At 43.5% G+C, this 16494-nt stretch carries 10 protein-coding genes; 5 read left to right on the forward strand and 5 right to left on the reverse strand.

Annotation, left to right across the window (positions count from 1 at the left end; all coding sequences use genetic code 11):
* Positions 1–6 precede the first annotated feature (6 nt).
* From U2718_RS10700 to U2718_RS10715, 4 genes are all read right to left on the reverse strand, one after another.
* Positions 7–1710, reverse strand: a complete 1704-nt coding sequence (locus U2718_RS10700) for a thiamine pyrophosphate-binding protein (RefSeq protein ID WP_342003175.1) — start codon at positions 1708–1710, stop codon at positions 7–9.
* A gap of 51 nt (positions 1711–1761) precedes the next feature.
* On the reverse strand, positions 1762–2625 hold the full coding sequence (locus U2718_RS10705; RefSeq protein ID WP_342003174.1) for a type 1 glutamine amidotransferase domain-containing protein: 864 nt from the start codon (positions 2623–2625) through the stop codon (positions 1762–1764).
* 1454 nt (positions 2626–4079) lie between these two features.
* Positions 4080–4613 (reverse strand): DUF937 domain-containing protein, encoded by a 534-nt coding sequence (locus U2718_RS10710; RefSeq protein WP_342003172.1) that lies wholly within the window; start codon positions 4611–4613, stop codon positions 4080–4082.
* A 115-nt stretch (positions 4614–4728) separates the two neighbouring features.
* Positions 4729–7173 (reverse strand): extracellular solute-binding protein, encoded by a 2445-nt coding sequence (locus tag U2718_RS10715; RefSeq protein WP_342003171.1) that lies wholly within the window; start codon positions 7171–7173, stop codon positions 4729–4731.
* Between the two features lie 1236 nt (positions 7174–8409).
* Here U2718_RS10715 and metH point away from each other — a divergent pair.
* Together metH and U2718_RS10725 are read left to right on the forward strand one after the other, a co-directional pair.
* On the forward strand, positions 8410–11988 hold the full coding sequence (gene metH / locus U2718_RS10720; protein ID WP_342003170.1) for a methionine synthase: 3579 nt from the start codon (positions 8410–8412) through the stop codon (positions 11986–11988).
* A 405-nt stretch (positions 11989–12393) separates the two neighbouring features.
* Positions 12394–13179 carry a PhzF family phenazine biosynthesis protein gene (locus U2718_RS10725; protein ID WP_342003169.1) on the forward strand — a complete coding sequence of 262 codons (786 nt, stop codon included), beginning with the start codon at positions 12394–12396 and terminating at the stop codon, positions 13177–13179.
* Here the strand turns inward: U2718_RS10725 and U2718_RS10730 are convergent.
* Positions 13176–13562 carry a hypothetical protein gene (locus tag U2718_RS10730; RefSeq protein WP_342003167.1) on the reverse strand — a complete coding sequence of 129 codons (387 nt, stop codon included), beginning with the start codon at positions 13560–13562 and terminating at the stop codon, positions 13176–13178. The genes U2718_RS10725 and U2718_RS10730 overlap by 4 nt on opposite strands.
* A 190-nt stretch (positions 13563–13752) precedes the next feature.
* On the opposite strand from U2718_RS10730, the gene U2718_RS10735 reads away from it, so the two are divergent.
* The 3 genes from U2718_RS10735 to U2718_RS10745 all read left to right on the forward strand — a co-directional run bounded on the left by U2718_RS10735 (position 13753) and on the right by U2718_RS10745 (position 16301).
* Positions 13753–14208, forward strand: a complete 456-nt coding sequence (locus U2718_RS10735; RefSeq protein WP_016876121.1) for a VOC family protein — start codon at positions 13753–13755, stop codon at positions 14206–14208.
* Between the two features lie 138 nt (positions 14209–14346).
* Positions 14347–15222, forward strand: a complete 876-nt coding sequence (locus U2718_RS10740; protein ID WP_342003166.1) for a DUF4037 domain-containing protein — start codon at positions 14347–14349, stop codon at positions 15220–15222.
* Positions 15223–15578: 356 nt separating this feature from the next.
* A complete protein-coding gene (locus U2718_RS10745; protein WP_342003165.1) occupies positions 15579–16301 on the forward strand; it encodes an SDR family oxidoreductase in 723 nt (240 codons plus the stop codon).
* The last annotated feature ends 193 nt before the right edge of the window (positions 16302–16494 follow it).

Here is a 16494-nt window from a genome sequence, read left to right on the forward strand (position 1 = left end):
CCCTTACTACTGCCCACACCTGATCCCAATCATTTCTGGGTGAACATTACCCTCTAAAACCAGGTCAATTAAAAATGGCCCGTTATGTGACAATGCCTGCTTGATTGCCGGAGCAATTTCTTCAGGTTTTTCAACCCGGATGGACTCAACACCCATCGAACGGGCGATTTCATCAAAGCGAATAGCTGGCTTGGATAAATCAAAACTCAGGGGAAAATCATGCTCTGGAATACCTTGTTCTTTCCAGTAAGCTTGGATGTTCAACTGCAATATTCGATAAGATCTGTTATTGCAGACAACAAACTTCGCATCTACATTGTGGCGAGCCGCTGTCCAGAGAGCTTGAATGGTATACATAGCCCCGCCGTCACCTGTAAACCCAATCACTGTCTTGTCGGGGTTGGCAATTTTAGCACCGATCGCTCCTGGTATGCCCACACCCAAAGAACCGCCACGAGTTAGAAAGTAATGTCCTGGTTTAGTTGTCGGTCTGTAGCGTGTCACTGCCGGAGAGTTTGTCAAAGCTTCATCGAAGATAATGGCATCCTCCGGTAATTGCGTCGCCAGTTCTGCCATAAAGCGAGATAAATGCAGAGGTAGTGCATCCCAATCTATGCGATCGCGCTCTAACTCACTCTCATGCTTGTCTGCTTTTGCTTGCGCAATTTCATCTGCTCTTGCTTGGGCAGTTGCTTTCTGCTCTTGTGTCATGACGCTTTCTAAGACAGCCGCCAGCTTCCCAAGGGTGAGTTTGGGATCGCTAACCATCCCCAGATCGACTGGATGATTTTTTGCAATCTCATAGGCATTTAGATCTATGTGAATAACTTTTGCCCCTGGAGCAAAAATATTACCTAATTCAGGGAAAACCTCTGGTAAAAGGTAGCTACCACAAACTAAGTTGACATCTCCTTTAGAAGTTATGGGCAGGCTTTGATAGCCAAACATATGCCCTGTCGCCCCTTGGTACAAAGGATGCACATGGCTCATATTTAATTCACCAGCATCCGCTTCCCATACCTCTGCGCCTAATATCTCTGCAACGCGTACTAATTCATCCTGCGCGCCAGAAAAAGCTACTCCATCACCCACAAAAAAAATAGGTTTTTGAGCGGCTGCCAACATAGCAGCTGCACAATTGAGCAACTCTTCGTCTGGTACTACTTTAGTGGAAGGGAAAGAAGTTGGTCTCACCTCCTCAGTTACAGGAGCGTCTAAAATATCTTGGGGCAAGCAAACATATACTGGCCCTGTTGGGGGAGTAGCAGCAATTTTGATGGCTCGTCGCAAAACGCGCAGGAGAGAAGATGGCTCTTTTACCATCGTTGACCATTTGGTAACAGGTTCAGCAAAAGCTACTAAATCACCTGCCATTTGAGCATCCATCGCCTGATACTTAATTCCAGCATCTCCACCGATCACGACTAGTGGCGAGTGACCCCGTTTTGCCTGATAAAGAGCACCGATCGCATTCCCTAAACCAGGGGTACTGTGTATCTGCACTACTGCAGGCTTGCGAATTGCTCTGGCATAACCATCGGCTGCCATGACTGCAACTGTCTCTTGTAACGTCAAAATGTACTTCAGATCTGGGTAATTCCAGAGGGCATCAAGAAAACCCTGCTCAACTGTACCAGGATTACCAAATATATAACGGATGCCATCTGCAAGAAATTGCTCCAGAATTGCAAAGCGCCCAGTTTTGTTCATTATTGATTGCCTCATGCAGGGCTTATAGCTGTTCCAGTATTTCTCTATTGCTTACCACCCGTAGCGTGTCAGTCCTTTTTCTAGAACTGTGACCAAAACGCGACCGCACTCTACAGAGGAAGCTGTGGAACGACTGGTAATAAAGGGATAGTCAACCATTACAGAAGTCTCATGACCGACTCTGCCAATGTAAGCACCTTCAGGCCCAACTGCATCACGGAGAATAAACTCTAGCGGGTAAAACGGAGGGCCAAAATTGATATACCCATCACCAAATCCCTTGTTCGTACCATCAATTGCATGGGGGCCTTCAAATCCCGTCCCATCCATATAGTCATAGTCAATCGGATGACCAGTGACGTGCTTGCCCCAAATCAAGCTCTTTTTCTCTCTGAAGTCCCGTGCAAATGCCAGGCAGGCAACACCGTAGCACTCAGCAGCGATCGGTTTGTTGAGCTTATAAAAGCCGATAATGAGTTCGTGCAATCGATAATTATTCGCCAAATCAATCATTGCCCCACTACCACCGACAATCACCAAAGCGTCGTATTCAACTAGTTCTTCAGCAACAATCTGGTCAATTTTCTTGTAATAGGCTTCCATGTCTCTAAGATAAGTTGCAGAACTGGGGTAGGCTCGCTGCGGAAACCAATGAGCAAGGCTCTTGGGATGATCTAGGCGATTGGAATAATCCACTTTGCGTGTTTTTTCTGCCATTTGTTCTGATGTGACTGATCGCCCCAAAGGTGGATCGGTATAGCCAGGCGCACAACTAACCGAAAGTGGAGTTGGCTTTTTTCCAGTTGGAGTCAAGAACGTGATGTCATATCCGGCGGCATCGCACGCCTCCAACGGCCCAATCAGTTCTTCTCCCCAGTAACCCCATTCAGATATTACTAATAACACCTTTTTCATTGTCTTATCTCCTGTGATTGCGATTACTATGTTTGCGATAACTGCACTAAACACTAACAGTTAACAGATTCAGACGTCCATTCCACTTGGTTAACTGTATCTATTCACTGAATTCAAAATCTAAAAACTCAGCTGACTATTTAGTAAAAGCCGTATCTCAATGGCTTTAGCATATGGTTAATTGTGCAATAGAGAAGGTTAGTTAGCTGAGAGTTAATTATAGTAAAAATTGTAGAAAATGAATCAGTCTTAGTAAGGAAATTACTCCGCAAGTTAGACTGATATGAGTAAACTACAAACAATTAAAGCTACTTCAGTGTTACCAAAAATTATGATCTAACTGCAATCTTGTTTGTATCTACTATCTTCACCTAAATCTTTAAGTTATTTGAGGATGATTTAACTCTATAATTAATCCTTTTTCTAAATTTATTATGTTCTTTTTCCTGTAACGCAATCTCATTAAAAATGAAAAAATGGCGTGTTTTTTCTTTTTTAAATTTATATTTGAAGATTGTGAGTGTAATTGAAAACAACAGCTGTAATTTAACCCATGCTTATTGTAAATCCAACAATTTTTATTTTTATTTCCACTTTAGTTTTTCAACCTCTGAATTTTTAATTTTTAAAGCTTGATAGTGTTTAATAGGGTTTTCCTTGATGATTTTGAGTTTAGCTCTATGTTTGAGAGTAAAAGAATCAAAAAATTGTATGTTAGTCAGCTGTAAAAATTATGAAATTTATATAGACCATTTGAAAAATGGTAAGATAAATCCCTGCCTATTCTGACAATAGTTTTTTTATTAAATTTGAGTTGACGACTAATTCACTTAGTGCCTAAATTTCCTTAATCACTGCTAATTTTTCAGCATTGATCTCATTTGTGTGAAAGGAAATCCTATTTTTTCACCATTTTTATGGCTAAAATTATAGGAAAAATCAAAAATTAGCGTTAGCCTAGCCTTAACAGAAAATCTTATCACAGAGTGTTTGCTCAAGCTGTTGTGTTCTACATAAATTTTTATAATCACAAGTTTCCATTTTTGTAAGCATTGCTCAAAAAGGGTTGTAGCTTCTAAATAAGTTGAGACAAGCAACATTAAGATTAGATCAGCGATCACTAAAACTCAATTTCCAGCTAAGTAGCTCTTGCCGAACTACATACTAAAAAGGGGATTAGGATTTGGGGATTGAAATTTATTTATTCCTAATCCCTAGTTCCTAATCCCTAGCCCCTATTTACTCGCTCTACTTAAGTAATAGGCAGTCAGTAGGAAACAACTTTCACCCGCCAAGAATGAAAGTGAAATTCGTACTGTTCCCCGTTCCCCCAACCGTGTTAAGAGTTCCCGACTTTCAAGACAGAGGGTAAAAGACTGTTTTTGTCTGCGCTCTAGAAATTGACATTTTACATTTAATTATGTCTGCTATGTCTTCTGGCTTATATCCTCCAATTACGAAGTAGCTGGTGGATTAATAAAACGATTGGCAAATCTCAGAACATCGCCCAAATCTGTGTCACCATCGCGATCGCTATCTAGAAAAGTATTTAAAATCGGATTTGAGGCTTGAATACCAGGTATAGTAGCACCCATATTTAAGAAACCTAACACCGCCGAAATTAAACTTGGCAAAGCAGCCTGAATCATATTGGGGCTTAATCCTGTTTTTTGAGAAACTGCTTGAACTATTTGCTGCTGTAACTGAGGCGACAGCAGAGATTGTTGCCCAGATGCACTTGCACTAGTAGTGACAGCTTGATTAATGAGATTTTGTAACTGAGCGCCACCTAAAGCTGACTGTTGCTTTTGTAGTGTGGGACGAAGTATATTGCCCAAAACTGACATTGCACTTTGGATTTGAGATGGCTGGATGCCTCGATTTGTTGCCAACTGCTGAATCGAGTTTGTGATTGACTCTAGTTGATTAACACTTCCCTGCTGATTGGGATTGTTAATTGCACTGAGAACGTCAAAGAAAAGTCCCATATTTTATCTCCTCACTTTAAAGATTGATAATTGGGGATTGGGTATCGGGAAGAGGACACGGGGAGGTGGGGACGCAAAGACACGGGGAATGTTTTTGATAGATTCTCCGCGTCTCTCAGTCTCCGCGTCTCATGCTCTGTTGGCCCTTGTCTGATGGCACATGAACGTGGAAGGAGCGAATAATCCTTAACCAACGATTTTCATCTGTGTAGTAACCTATTTCTGCAATGTAGTCGCGATCGCTAACTGGAATGGAAATATGCTTGTCTTGATCGTGCTCATCACATCTATACTCTTGAGTGCTGTGGGCTTGCTGATTGTCAATATCAAGATTTGTCACATCGTGAACTCGCAACATCAACCTGCGTCCGCCCTGCTGTCGCGCAGCTTCTTTATATTCATCGGAGATTTCCCAATAGGCGTAAGCATCTCCAGAGTTACGAGGTACTAAGATAATTCGGCAGTCGCCCTTCATGGTTGGTTGAGTATCATCTGTGCGTAGATGAACCGCTGCTTGTTGCCAAACATCGTCACCACGATTAGACTGTCCTCTATCTACAAATGATCGAGCGGCTTCACCGATTCCTGCAACTGCGGCAGTACCTCCTGCAATTGTTCCGCCGAATTGATTTGCTATATCTCCAGCTATGTTAGTCGTTGCCTTGGATATATTCTCAACTCGCTCAGAGTTGGCTCCATCGTTGGAAAGTCTAGCTGTACTGTCCTGTGAGAAAGTATATGGAACTTTTACAGGAGCGGAGCGAGCAAGTTTTAGCCAACGTGCATCGGCAGTGACATAGCCTAATTCTGCAACATAGTCGCGATCACTCTCAGCAATAGGGATATGCAAATCTGATGCTTGCTCATCACATTCTATTTCCCGAACTCTATGAGCAGGCTGTTGTTCTAGATCGATGCCTGTAGTATCGTAAACACGAAGTGCTAGTTGTTGTCCACCTTGTTGCCGGAGTTCAGCTTTGCGTGCTTCTGGAACTTCCCAGTAAACATAAGCATCTTTGGAGTTGCGAGGCACCATGATCAAACGACTTTCATCTTTTGTTACCGGGCGATCGCTGACTAAAGAATTAGCTGCTACCACAGTCGGGATCCCAACAACAGGTTTACAGGCAGGAACCCGCACTGGAGCCGAACGAGCAATTTTCAGCCAACGATTACTGTGGTTAACATAACCGAGTTCAGCAACATAATCACGGTTGTCTGTTGTAATTGGTATGTGCAAATCTTGCGCTTGTGGATCGCAATCAAACTCCTTGGTGCTGTGTGGTGTTTGCCGATCCATATCGATATCAGTGACATCGTATAGGCGCAGTTTTAATTTATGTCCTCCTTGCTGTTGCAAATCTGCTTTCACCTGATTGGGAATTTCCCAGTAAGCATAAGCATTTTTGCAATTTCGGGGTGTCAAAATTATCCGGCTCTCAGGAAGACTGACTGGAGCAGCAGGAACAGGTGCTGCCACTGGTGTATGGGTGGGAGCAGTGGTGCGCCGACTTAACCACCACAACAATCCACCCAAACCCAGTAACGGAATTAGCAACAACCACCACCACGGAAACTCACCTTGAGATTCTGTTGTAGCTGTGGTGGCGGGAGTGGTTGCAGGTGAAGGAGTTGCTTCGGTTGTAGGTGAAGGAGTTGCTTTAGGAGCAGCGATCGCATTCCCCGCCCTAGCTTGTTCAATGATTTGCTGGTTTTCAGGAGCAGTTGCATAGCCTAAAAATGCAGCAGCGGCAGGACTAGGATTGGCTTTTTGGTAAGCATATCCCAAAGGTTGGGAGAATGGATAACGGGGATCGGTGGGAGGAACATTGTGTAGCGGCACAACTTGGACATTGGGGTTATTTATAGCCTGATCGACGATCGCATACCCAATGCCATCCGCTCCTAATTGTTTGATTACCGCTTCGGTAGTGTCTTGTGTAAGTTTGACAGCATTTGCACCCGTTTGAAATGGAGCTTTCTGAAAAACGGGATAATTTTGAAGTGCTTGCCGTAAGTCACTATTTTCTGGGCGATCAATCAAGCGAATTGCTTGGGGAGCTCCCCCAACTTGCGACCAATTGGTAATTTCGCCCCGAAAGATTCTAGCAAACTGTTCAGAAGTTAGGCTACTATTAAACGGATTATCCTTTCCGATAATTACAGCAATCTTGTTACGGCTAATAGGAACAGTTGCAATTCCTCGCGCTTGTTCTACTTGGGTGAGCGAACGACCAATCGCAGCCACATCAATCTTTCCATCCCCTAACGCTTGTACAGAAGCATCTGTTCCATCGTAACCAATATTGACCTCTGTACCTGGAAACTTAGCTTTAAACTGTTGTGCAAGTGCCTGATTAATCTTTTCCATACTGGGTGTGCCATTAATCTGCACTTGTGTACCATTAGGAACAGATTGTGGAACAGGAAAAGAAGTACTGATACCCGACGATTGGGCAAGTACAGGAAGAACAATAGAAGAGACTGCTGAGGAAGAAGAAACAGTACTCAAAGCTAATGCGGTTGCTACTGATGCCAGCGATATTTGTTGACGAAACATCTTGTAAAACCTGCTTTCAAATGTTTCAATCTAATGTAAAAACTGTCAAAAAATAACCTTAAAATTTCCCCTAAATCTAGAGTTACGTAATTCCTCTTTCTCTTTAATGAGACTCATCTTGGAAATTTGAAAGTTTCATCGTTACTAATATGATGAAGTTCTGAAATGGGTTTACTAAGGCTATTTAATAAATTTACAACACGTGGCTTGGCTCTAATTAGCAGTTTGGATATCAGGGAAACTCAGATAACATTAATGATGGTAATTTTACAAGTTAGATTTTTGTGAAAATACATCAATTAAAATAGAAAGTAGCGCAAAAAAGTAAGAATACTATAAGGAGAAAATAATATTTTAACTCTTAGAGTAGAGAAGATTGATAGTATAAACATTAAATAGTAGTTTAGTAGCTTGACTAATTTTAAATGCGAATAAATGCGAAATTTTTGATGGGTTGGGTTTGTAGTGAGCACTTTAGTGCTTGAATTTTTGAGTACTTTAAATCCTGACTACAAGTGCATACTCCTTTCAATTACTGCGATCACCTAATCATATCGTGTCTGTTTAAAAACATATCATTGAGGCTGACACGGTGAGACAGCCAGACGCAAAGACGCGGAGATAATGATGATAACTGATTAACCGGACTTAATATAGTGTTACGTTTAACCCGAATAATTGCGAAGAAGCTCCTTAGATAAGTATCTAAACAAAATTCATTACACATTTTTTTGCTGTTCCCCGTTAAGAGTTCCCTGTTCCCTTGCCTCTACCCATAACTTTAATTTTGCCTAACCGCTTAATAGATGTCTGTTCTTTATACAAAGTGCCTATCGAGCCACTGCACTAGCTCCCCTACATCTTCAAACCTGAGTTTCGGGGGTTTCTTGTGAAAAACCCACATCAATCAAGGCAAGCACCCCGGTTACTACAACGGTATGCGGGCTAACCAACTATCTTTACTAGGGGTGTAGTGAATCTCTAAGCGGTGAGCTAATCAATCAGCAACATGAGCACGAAAAGCTTGAGCGGGTGAGGCAACGTGATCAGTATTGAGATTGTCACACACTAACTTAGTGAGATAAATTCATTAAGCCTGCCTAAAAGCGAGGAATCAAACGATCTAAAAAATTTACTACTGTTTAGTTTTCACTAAAGTCGTCCGAAAGTCTAGAAATTTTGGAAAATAATAAATTAAGTCGAAGCTCGCAAGACTAACCAATCTGCTTGGAAAATATGACTCATCCCTTTTTAGAACGCCTGCATAGTCCCGATCGCCCAGTTCTTGTCTTCGATGGCGCGATGGGAACCAACCTGCAAAGGCAAAATCTCACTGCTGACGATTTCGGTGGTGCTGAGTATGAAGGTTGCAACGAGTACCTAGTTCATACTAATCCCGAAGCTGTGGCAAAGGTTCATAGTGATTTTCTTGCTGCCGGTGCTGATGTCATCGAAACCGATACTTTTGGCGGTACGTCGATAGTTCTAGCAGAATATGACTTGGCAGATCAAGCTTACTACCTCAGTAAAAAAGCCGCAGAATTAGCAAAACGCGTTGCAGCGCAATATTCCACCCCTGAAAAACCTCGGTTTGTTGCTGGTTCAATGGGGCCGACAACCAAACTGCCAACCTTGGGACACATCGATTTTGATACAATGAAAGACGCCTTTGCCGAGCAAGCAGAGGCACTTTGGGATGGTGGTGTTGATTTATTTATTGTTGAGACTTGCCAGGATGTACTGCAAATTAAAGCAGCGCTGAATGGCATTGAAGAAATTTTTGCTAAAAAAGGTGAACGGCGTCCCTTGATGGTTTCTGTAACAATGGAAACTATGGGAACTATGTTAGTTGGTACGGAGATTAGCGCCGTACTGACAATTTTAGAGCCTTATCCAATAGACATTCTCGGTTTAAACTGTGCCACTGGCCCAGACTTAATGAAACCGCACATTAAGTATCTTTCTCAACATTCTCCCTTCGTAGTTTCCTGTATTCCAAATGCGGGTTTGCCTGAAAACGTCGGCGGACAAGCACACTACCGTCTGACACCAATGGAATTGCGAATGGCGTTGATGCACTTTGTTGAAGATTTGGGTGTCCAAGTGATTGGGGGTTGCTGTGGGACACGTCCAGAACATATTCAACAATTAGCAGAAATTGCTAAAGACCTGAAGCCAAAAATCAGACAGCCGCAAATAGAACCAGCGGCAGCATCAATTTACAGCATTCAACCTTACGAGCAAGATAACTCCTTTTTAATTGTCGGTGAACGGTTAAACGCCAGCGGTTCTAAAAAATGCCGGGAATTGCTCAATGCCGAAGATTGGGATGGGCTGGTTTCAATGGCGCGATCGCAAGTCAAGGAAGGCGCACATATTCTCGATGTCAACGTGGATTATGTGGGACGTGATGGCGTGCGAGATATGCACGAAGTCACCTCGCGCTTAGTCAATAATGTGACACTACCTTTGATGCTCGACTCCACAGAATGGGAAAAGATGGAGGCGGGTTTAAAAGTCGCTGGAGGTAAGTGTATTCTGAACTCCACCAACTACGAAGATGGAGAACCACGTTTCCTCAAAGTGTTGGAGTTAGCGAAGAAATACGGTGCAGGTGTAGTAATTGGCACCATTGACGAAGACGGAATGGCACGAACAGCCGAAAAGAAATTTCAAATTGCCCAACGCGCCTATCACCAAGCTATAGAATATGGCATTTCAGCCCGCGAAATCTTTTTCGATCCATTAGCACTACCTATTTCTACGGGTATTGAAGAAGACCGCGCTAATGGCAAAGCTACAATTGAAGCGATCCGCCGCATTCACCAAGAATTGCCCGGATGCCATATTATTCTTGGTGTTTCCAACGTTTCCTTTGGCTTGAACCCAGCAGCGCGAATCGTGCTGAACTCGATGTTTTTGCATGAAGCGATCGCGGTGGGAATGGATGCAGCTATTGTCAGTGCCAGCAAAATTTTACCGCTGTCAAAGATTGAACCCCAACACCAAGAAGTTTGTCACCAGCTAATTTACGATGAACGGAAATTTGAGGGTAATGTCTGCGTTTACGATCCCTTAGGGGAACTAACAACAATGTTTGAAGGGGTGACAACCAAACGCGACAAAGGCGTTGATGAAAATCTCCCCATTGAAGAAATGCTCAAGCGCCACATTATTGACGGCGAGCGGATTGGTTTAGAAAAACACCTGGAAAAAGCCCTAGAAACATACAAACCGCTCGACATTATTAACACCTTTCTGCTAGATGGCATGAAAGTAGTGGGTGAATTGTTCGGTTCAGGGCAAATGCAGCTACCATTTGTGTTGCAGTCAGCAGAAACCATGAAAGCTGCGGTTGCTTACCTAGAACCTTTCATGGAAAAATCCGAAGCTGGTAATAACGCTAAAGGTACAGTAATTATTGCCACAGTTAAAGGCGATGTCCACGACATTGGCAAAAACCTCGTAGATATTATTTTGTCCAACAACGGCTATAAGGTAATAAATCTGGGGATTAAACAGCCAGTGGAAAATATCATTAAGGCATATGATCAGCACAAAGCTGATTGTATCGCGATGAGTGGCTTGCTCGTGAAGTCCACTGCCTTCATGAAAGAGAATTTAGAGGTGTTTAACGAAAAGGGAATCACCGTTCCCGTAATTTTGGGTGGTGCGGCGCTGACTCCCAAATTTGTCCACGAGGATTGTCAAAATACCTACAAAGGTAAGGTAGTATATGGCAAAGATGCTTTCTCAGATTTACACTTCATGGATAAATTAATGCCAGCGAAGTCTTCTGGAAAGTGGGATGATCTTAACGGCTTTTTGGATGAATTTGCCGAAAATGGCAAAGTATCGGAAAATGGACATACAAAGCCTGTAACAGAAGCAGAAACTGTTGAGGAAACAGCACCTACCGAAACAAAGGAAATAGATACTCGTCGTTCGGAAGCAGTGGCGGTAGATATAGAACGTCCCACACCGCCTTTCTGGGGAACAAAACTGTTACAGCCTAGTGATATTTCTTTAGAGGAAGTATTTTGGTATTTGGATTTGCAAGCTCTGGTTGCAGGGCAGTGGCAATTCCGCAAGCCGAAGGAGCAATCGAAGGAAGAGTATCAGGCTTTCTTGAATGAGAAAGTTTATCCAATTTTGGAGGAGTGGAAGCAGCGAATTCTTGAGGAGAAGTTGCTGCATCCACAGGTAATTTACGGGTATTTCCCTTGTCAGGCTGAGGGGAATTCGCTGTATATTTATGAAACGAACCACATTAGACGCGAAGCGGCTTCCCGAAGGGTAGACGCAAAGGACGCGAAGGAAGTAGCAAAGTTTGAGTTTCCCAGGCAGAAGTCTTTGAGAAGACTATGTATTGCAGATTTCTTTACACCGAAGGAGTCGGGAATTATTGATGTCTTCCCGATGCAAGCTGTGACGGTGGGACATATTGCCACGGAGTACGCGCAGAAGCTGTTTGCAGATAATAGATACACAGATTATCTGTATTTCCACGGTTTAGCCGTGCAGGTGGCGGAAGCGTTGGCTGAGTGGACACACGCTAGAATTCGGCAAGAGTTGGGTTTTAGCGCTGAGGAACCCGATAATATTCGGGATATTTTGGCACAGCGATATCGTGGCTCAAGGTATAGTTTTGGATATCCGGCTTGTCCGAATATTCAGGATCAGTACAAGCAGCTGGAGTTGTTGGGAACTGACAAGATTAACTTGTATATGGATGAAAGTGAGCAGCTTTATCCGGAACAGTCTACAACAGCGATTATTGCTTATCACCCAGTAGCGAAGTACTTTAGCGCGTAATCTCTTAACCCCTCTTTGCAAACAGAGAGGGGGAATTTAGGATGAAATACCAGAAAAATTCTGGATATCAGCAAGTAATATCCTGAAAAACCTGTATTTACGTACAAAATCAGGTGAATATACGAATTTTTCCATCTATGATCTGATAAAGATAATATCGGTGAAAATTTCTAGATATCCAACCTAAATAAGGTGGTTATACGGAAAAATTCTGTATATATAGTTGGATATTGACGATATCCAGAAAATTTCTTGATATTATTAATAATATGCTCGTAATCCTTTCTCTACCTAAGTTGCTTAGTGTGATATACGGAAAGTTTCCGCATAATTAATAGTTATGCCGCCTTCAGTTATTGGTGAGGCAGTATCCTGAAAAGTGTCTATCGGTGCTTCAAGTTTATTATGAAATTGCCAATATTCCAAGTTGATGCTTTCACAGATAAAGTGTTCGGTGGTAATCCTGCTGCGGTTTGTCCTCTTGAACAGTGGCTAACTGACGATGTAATGCAACGAATCGCACTAGAGAACTCTGTTGCTGAAACAGCATTTTTCATTCAGTTAGGTGAGGGCTTTGAGATCCGTTGGTTTACGCCAGAAATTGAAATGGATTTATGTGGTCACGCAACATTAGCAACAGCACACGTTATAGCAAGGCATCTCAATTTTTTAATGCCTTCCATCCAATTCCAGTCGAAAAGTGGGGAGCTTACAGTAGCAGTTGAGGAGGAGTTACTAACCTTAAATTTCCCTTCTCGTAAGCCCGAACCATGTGAAGCTCCACAAGTTATTTTGGATGCACTTCAGCATAAGCCTGTAGAGATTTTGAAGTCCAGAGACTATGTGCTTGTGTTTGAAGATGAAAACGTAATTCGACATCTGAAACCCAATCAAAGTATTCTTAACCAAATCAATCTTGATCCTGGTGGTGTTGTTGTGACAGCCAAAGGAAAAGATGTCGATTTTGTATCCCGCTTTTTCACACCCCAAGCGAGTATTTTTGAAGATCCCGTGACAGGGTCTGCTCATTGCTCATTGATTCCCTATTGGAGTAAGACACTTGGCAAGGATTCTATGATCGCCTTGCAATTGTCACCAAGAGTTGGGAAACTGCTTTGCAAAAACATGGGGGAAAGAGTTTTGATTTCAGGAGAAGCAGTAACATACATGCAAGGGCACATCATAATCTAAGCATCCCCGAAAATATTCTTAGCAACGGACGGCATAACAATCCGCTTGGAGCGGACTAGTAAAAGGGCTTGGTGCATTGCGAAGGTTGTATGCAGCCGCTCAAGCGAACCGTTAGCTGGCTCCGCACACAACTCTTGCACTCGCAGATGAGGCGATCGACCTGAACCGAGAAGTTCATTGAGCGATCGGCTGAGGCACGTCAATGAGGCGATCGACCTAAACCGCCAAGTCCCAGAAGCGATCAGTTGAGACAGTGGGTGGAGCGATCGGCAGAACCGCAGTGTCCATTGAGCGATCGGAGATGACAGCGTGAATGAGAGTGATCGGTTGAGAGGGATAGTTAAGATACATGGAGGCGATCGGTGGCGGCATTCAGCTAACACGGCAGTGCAGCGGATTGACGAACGCCGCCTGTGCTAAGTTCGAGGTTATCTGCAACCGCTGCATTTTGCCGTTAGATGATTTTTTGTGGCGAAAATTATAAGATAGCTCATTGTGCGTTAATTAATACAGTAAATCGGGAGAAGATGAACAGCAAGAAAGCTGAAACAAGTCATCTAACTGGAGGTGCACATGAAACTGCTCAACGATATCCAACACTTGACGTTTATCACCGCTGATATGGATCGGCTGATCGCATTTTACGAACGTGTCTTTGAGGCAAGGGTAACTGTTGACTTGGAGGAAGATGGTCTGCGCCACACCTTCATTGAGGTCGGCCCCCATACAGTCTTGCACCCATTCCAGGTTACCGGCGTCGAGCCACCAGACCCTCAGCCGATGTTTCAACGCGGGCGACTAGACCATTTCGCGCTCAATGCGGCAAGCGAGGAGGCGTTCCGTGAACTACGTCGGCGTGTCGTCACAGAGGGTGCGGGCAATGGTGTGGTGACTGATATGGGCTCGTTACTAAGTTTCGGATTTGCTGACCCGGATGGAGGTTGCCACGAAGTGGTCTGGGTGAAGCCGGGCGTCCCTGCCGGAGCCCTTTTGAAGCGAGCTGACTGGGCAATGGTAGAGATAGACTGACGCGCCACCTAACAATTCGGGTGCAGCGGATTGACCAAAGCCGCTTGGGTAGGATGCAAAGGTCTCAGCAACCGCTGACCCGAAACGTTAGCCTGCTGCGTACTGCATTGTTGCGTTAGATAAACTATAATCCTCACCATGAATGAACACAGCGTATGGCGAATTTCCTTAGCCCATAAAATCGCTCCTGCTTTTACTACCAACCCCAAAGTGGAAGCATGTTTTGTGTTTGGTTCACCAGTATTAGGGATTTCAGACCAGTATTCTGACCTTGAATTGGCATTTATCTGGTCACAACTGCCATCTGCTGAAGAATTACAAGCAAAAGCCCAAAGTGTTGGTGTCACAGGGTGGGAAATTGAGCCGCGTGGGGAAGCGACACAGGGGTGGTTGGAGCAGTTCTATCTATACGGTATGAAAGTCGAAGCGGGTCATTGGGCGCGAGATACAATCGATAACATAGTAATTGATGTGGTTGAGCGTTACGATGTGTCGCAAAACGGGCTTGTGTTTGAGAAGCAAGCGATCGCATTTCATCTGCAACGCGCAGTGGTTCTTCAAGGCGAAGACATCATTAAACAGTGGCAAACTCGGCTTTCTCCTTATCCTGAAGAACTTGCAATTGCAATGGTTCAAAAGCATCTGAATTTCCGCCCATTTGATGGTCAACACGTCTTGACTGATCGCCTTGAGATCCCGATGCTATACGAGAACAAGTGCGCCATTGTGCGAAGGCTGCTCAACATCCTGTTCGGGCTGAACCGCATTTATCATCCCGGCTTCAAGTGGACACGCTACTGGGCTGAAGAAATGAGCATCAAACCGCCTAGTTTTTTCAATCGACTAGAGCGTGTTTTTCAAGCTGATGCTGTAAGCGGAGTTCATGATTTGCGACAACTCGTGGAGGAAACATTCGAGCTTGTAGAGCAGTGCTTACCGCAAGTTGACCTCAAGCAGCAGCGTGAAACGTTTAATCGGCTGAATCCGAGGTGGGAGTTGCCAGTCGATGACTAAACTTCAAGCTCTCAGTAAACAGTAAACAGGCTAACAATCCCAATGCACCGGAACAAAGTCAAGTGATTGGTGAGTTGCAAAGGTTTCTGTGTCCGGTGATTGGGGTCGTTAGACAGATCTCCGTTTTAGGGGTGTTATATTATAAAGTTTAGGATTTTTGGTTTAGCATATTTCCTGACGAAGGAAGCTTTCTTAATCAAGGAGGTGATTGAGTGGATCTGCTAATTCGAGACGCTCAACTCGATGACGCTGAAGCGATTTTAGCCATACTAAACCCGATCATTGAAGTTAGAGCGGCGAACAAAGCCTTCTTCTTCGTTTCACGTTGGTCGGTTGCCGCTCAACTATGCCGTTAGATGTCAATCAAAGCATCATTACGAAATATCGAAATGGAATTAGAGAAAAAGCAACTTCTTGTTGTAGGAGCCAGTCGAGGCATTGGTGCAGCTGTTGCTCAACATTTTGCTCAAAAAGGTGAGTATGTGCTTTCTGTTTCAAGGAGCCAGCCTGTTGCAGGAGAGTGGATTCAAGCAGATATTTCCACAGCAGAAGGGATACGATCAGTTATTGATAGTGTTGGTGAATCTCGCTTGGATGCACTGTTATTTATGGGTGGAGTGTGGGAAGAAGGTGCGTTTACGGAGCGATACAACTTCATGCAAAGTCCTGATCGAGAAACTCGTTATGTGATAGCTGTAAATACAATTGCTCCTATTGAACTAACTAAACAACTCACCAAAAATCTTGTTAGATCGAATAATCCAAGAGCTATATTTATCGGCTCATTATCTGGTCTAGATAATGCTGCATCAATCGAGGTAGCTAATACAGCATCAAAATTCGGATTGCGAGGCGCAGCACAAGCTTTAAAGATAGCTCTACGTGATTACAAGATTGGTGTTACAGTTATTAACCCTGGAAATGTCGCTACAGAAGAAGTAATGGCAGATATTGAAGAAGGTAGATTTGAGCAGCAAGTTCCGATCCCTCTTACAGATATCATTTCTGCAATTGAGTGGATTCTAAAGCTTTCAAATGCGGTGAACATCGGAGAAATTAATATGCAACAGAAGGATTAATCGATTAGCATTGTCAAGCAGGCATAGATCCTAAATGCTGAAATCTAACAATCGCGCTGCACCAGAACGTTTTAGTATGGTTGAGTTGCAAAGATTATCCCCGTCCGCTCTGGTGGTTGTGTGAGTAGAATATGGAGTAATTTTCAATCACACGACCCTTATAAACACCCCAAAAAAGCCATAATAGGAGTAT

The organism is Chlorogloeopsis sp. ULAP02 (assembly GCF_038404745.2).
Lineage (GTDB): Bacteria > Cyanobacteriota > Cyanobacteriia > Cyanobacteriales > Nostocaceae > Chlorogloeopsis.

Bases quoted from the DNA above. Each gene is read 5' to 3' on its own strand.
- U2718_RS10700 (WP_342003175.1), bottom strand. From the start codon at position 1,710: ATGAACAAAACTGGGCGCTTTGCAATTCTGGAGCAATTTCTTGCAGAT.
- U2718_RS10705 (WP_342003174.1), bottom strand. From the start codon at position 2,625: ATGAAAAAGGTGTTATTAGTAATATCTGAATGGGGTTACTGGGGAGAA.
- U2718_RS10710 (WP_342003172.1), bottom strand. From the start codon at position 4,613: ATGGGACTTTTCTTTGACGTTCTCAGTGCAATTAACAATCCCAATCAG.
- U2718_RS10715 (WP_342003171.1), bottom strand. From the start codon at position 7,173: ATGTTTCGTCAACAAATATCGCTGGCATCAGTAGCAACCGCATTAGCT.
- metH (WP_342003170.1), top strand. From the start codon at position 8,410: ATGACTCATCCCTTTTTAGAACGCCTGCATAGTCCCGATCGCCCAGTT.
- U2718_RS10725 (WP_342003169.1), top strand. From the start codon at position 12,394: ATGAAATTGCCAATATTCCAAGTTGATGCTTTCACAGATAAAGTGTTC.
- U2718_RS10735 (WP_016876121.1), top strand. From the start codon at position 13,753: ATGAAACTGCTCAACGATATCCAACACTTGACGTTTATCACCGCTGAT.
- U2718_RS10740 (WP_342003166.1), top strand. From the start codon at position 14,347: ATGAATGAACACAGCGTATGGCGAATTTCCTTAGCCCATAAAATCGCT.
- U2718_RS10745 (WP_342003165.1), top strand. From the start codon at position 15,579: ATGTCAATCAAAGCATCATTACGAAATATCGAAATGGAATTAGAGAAA.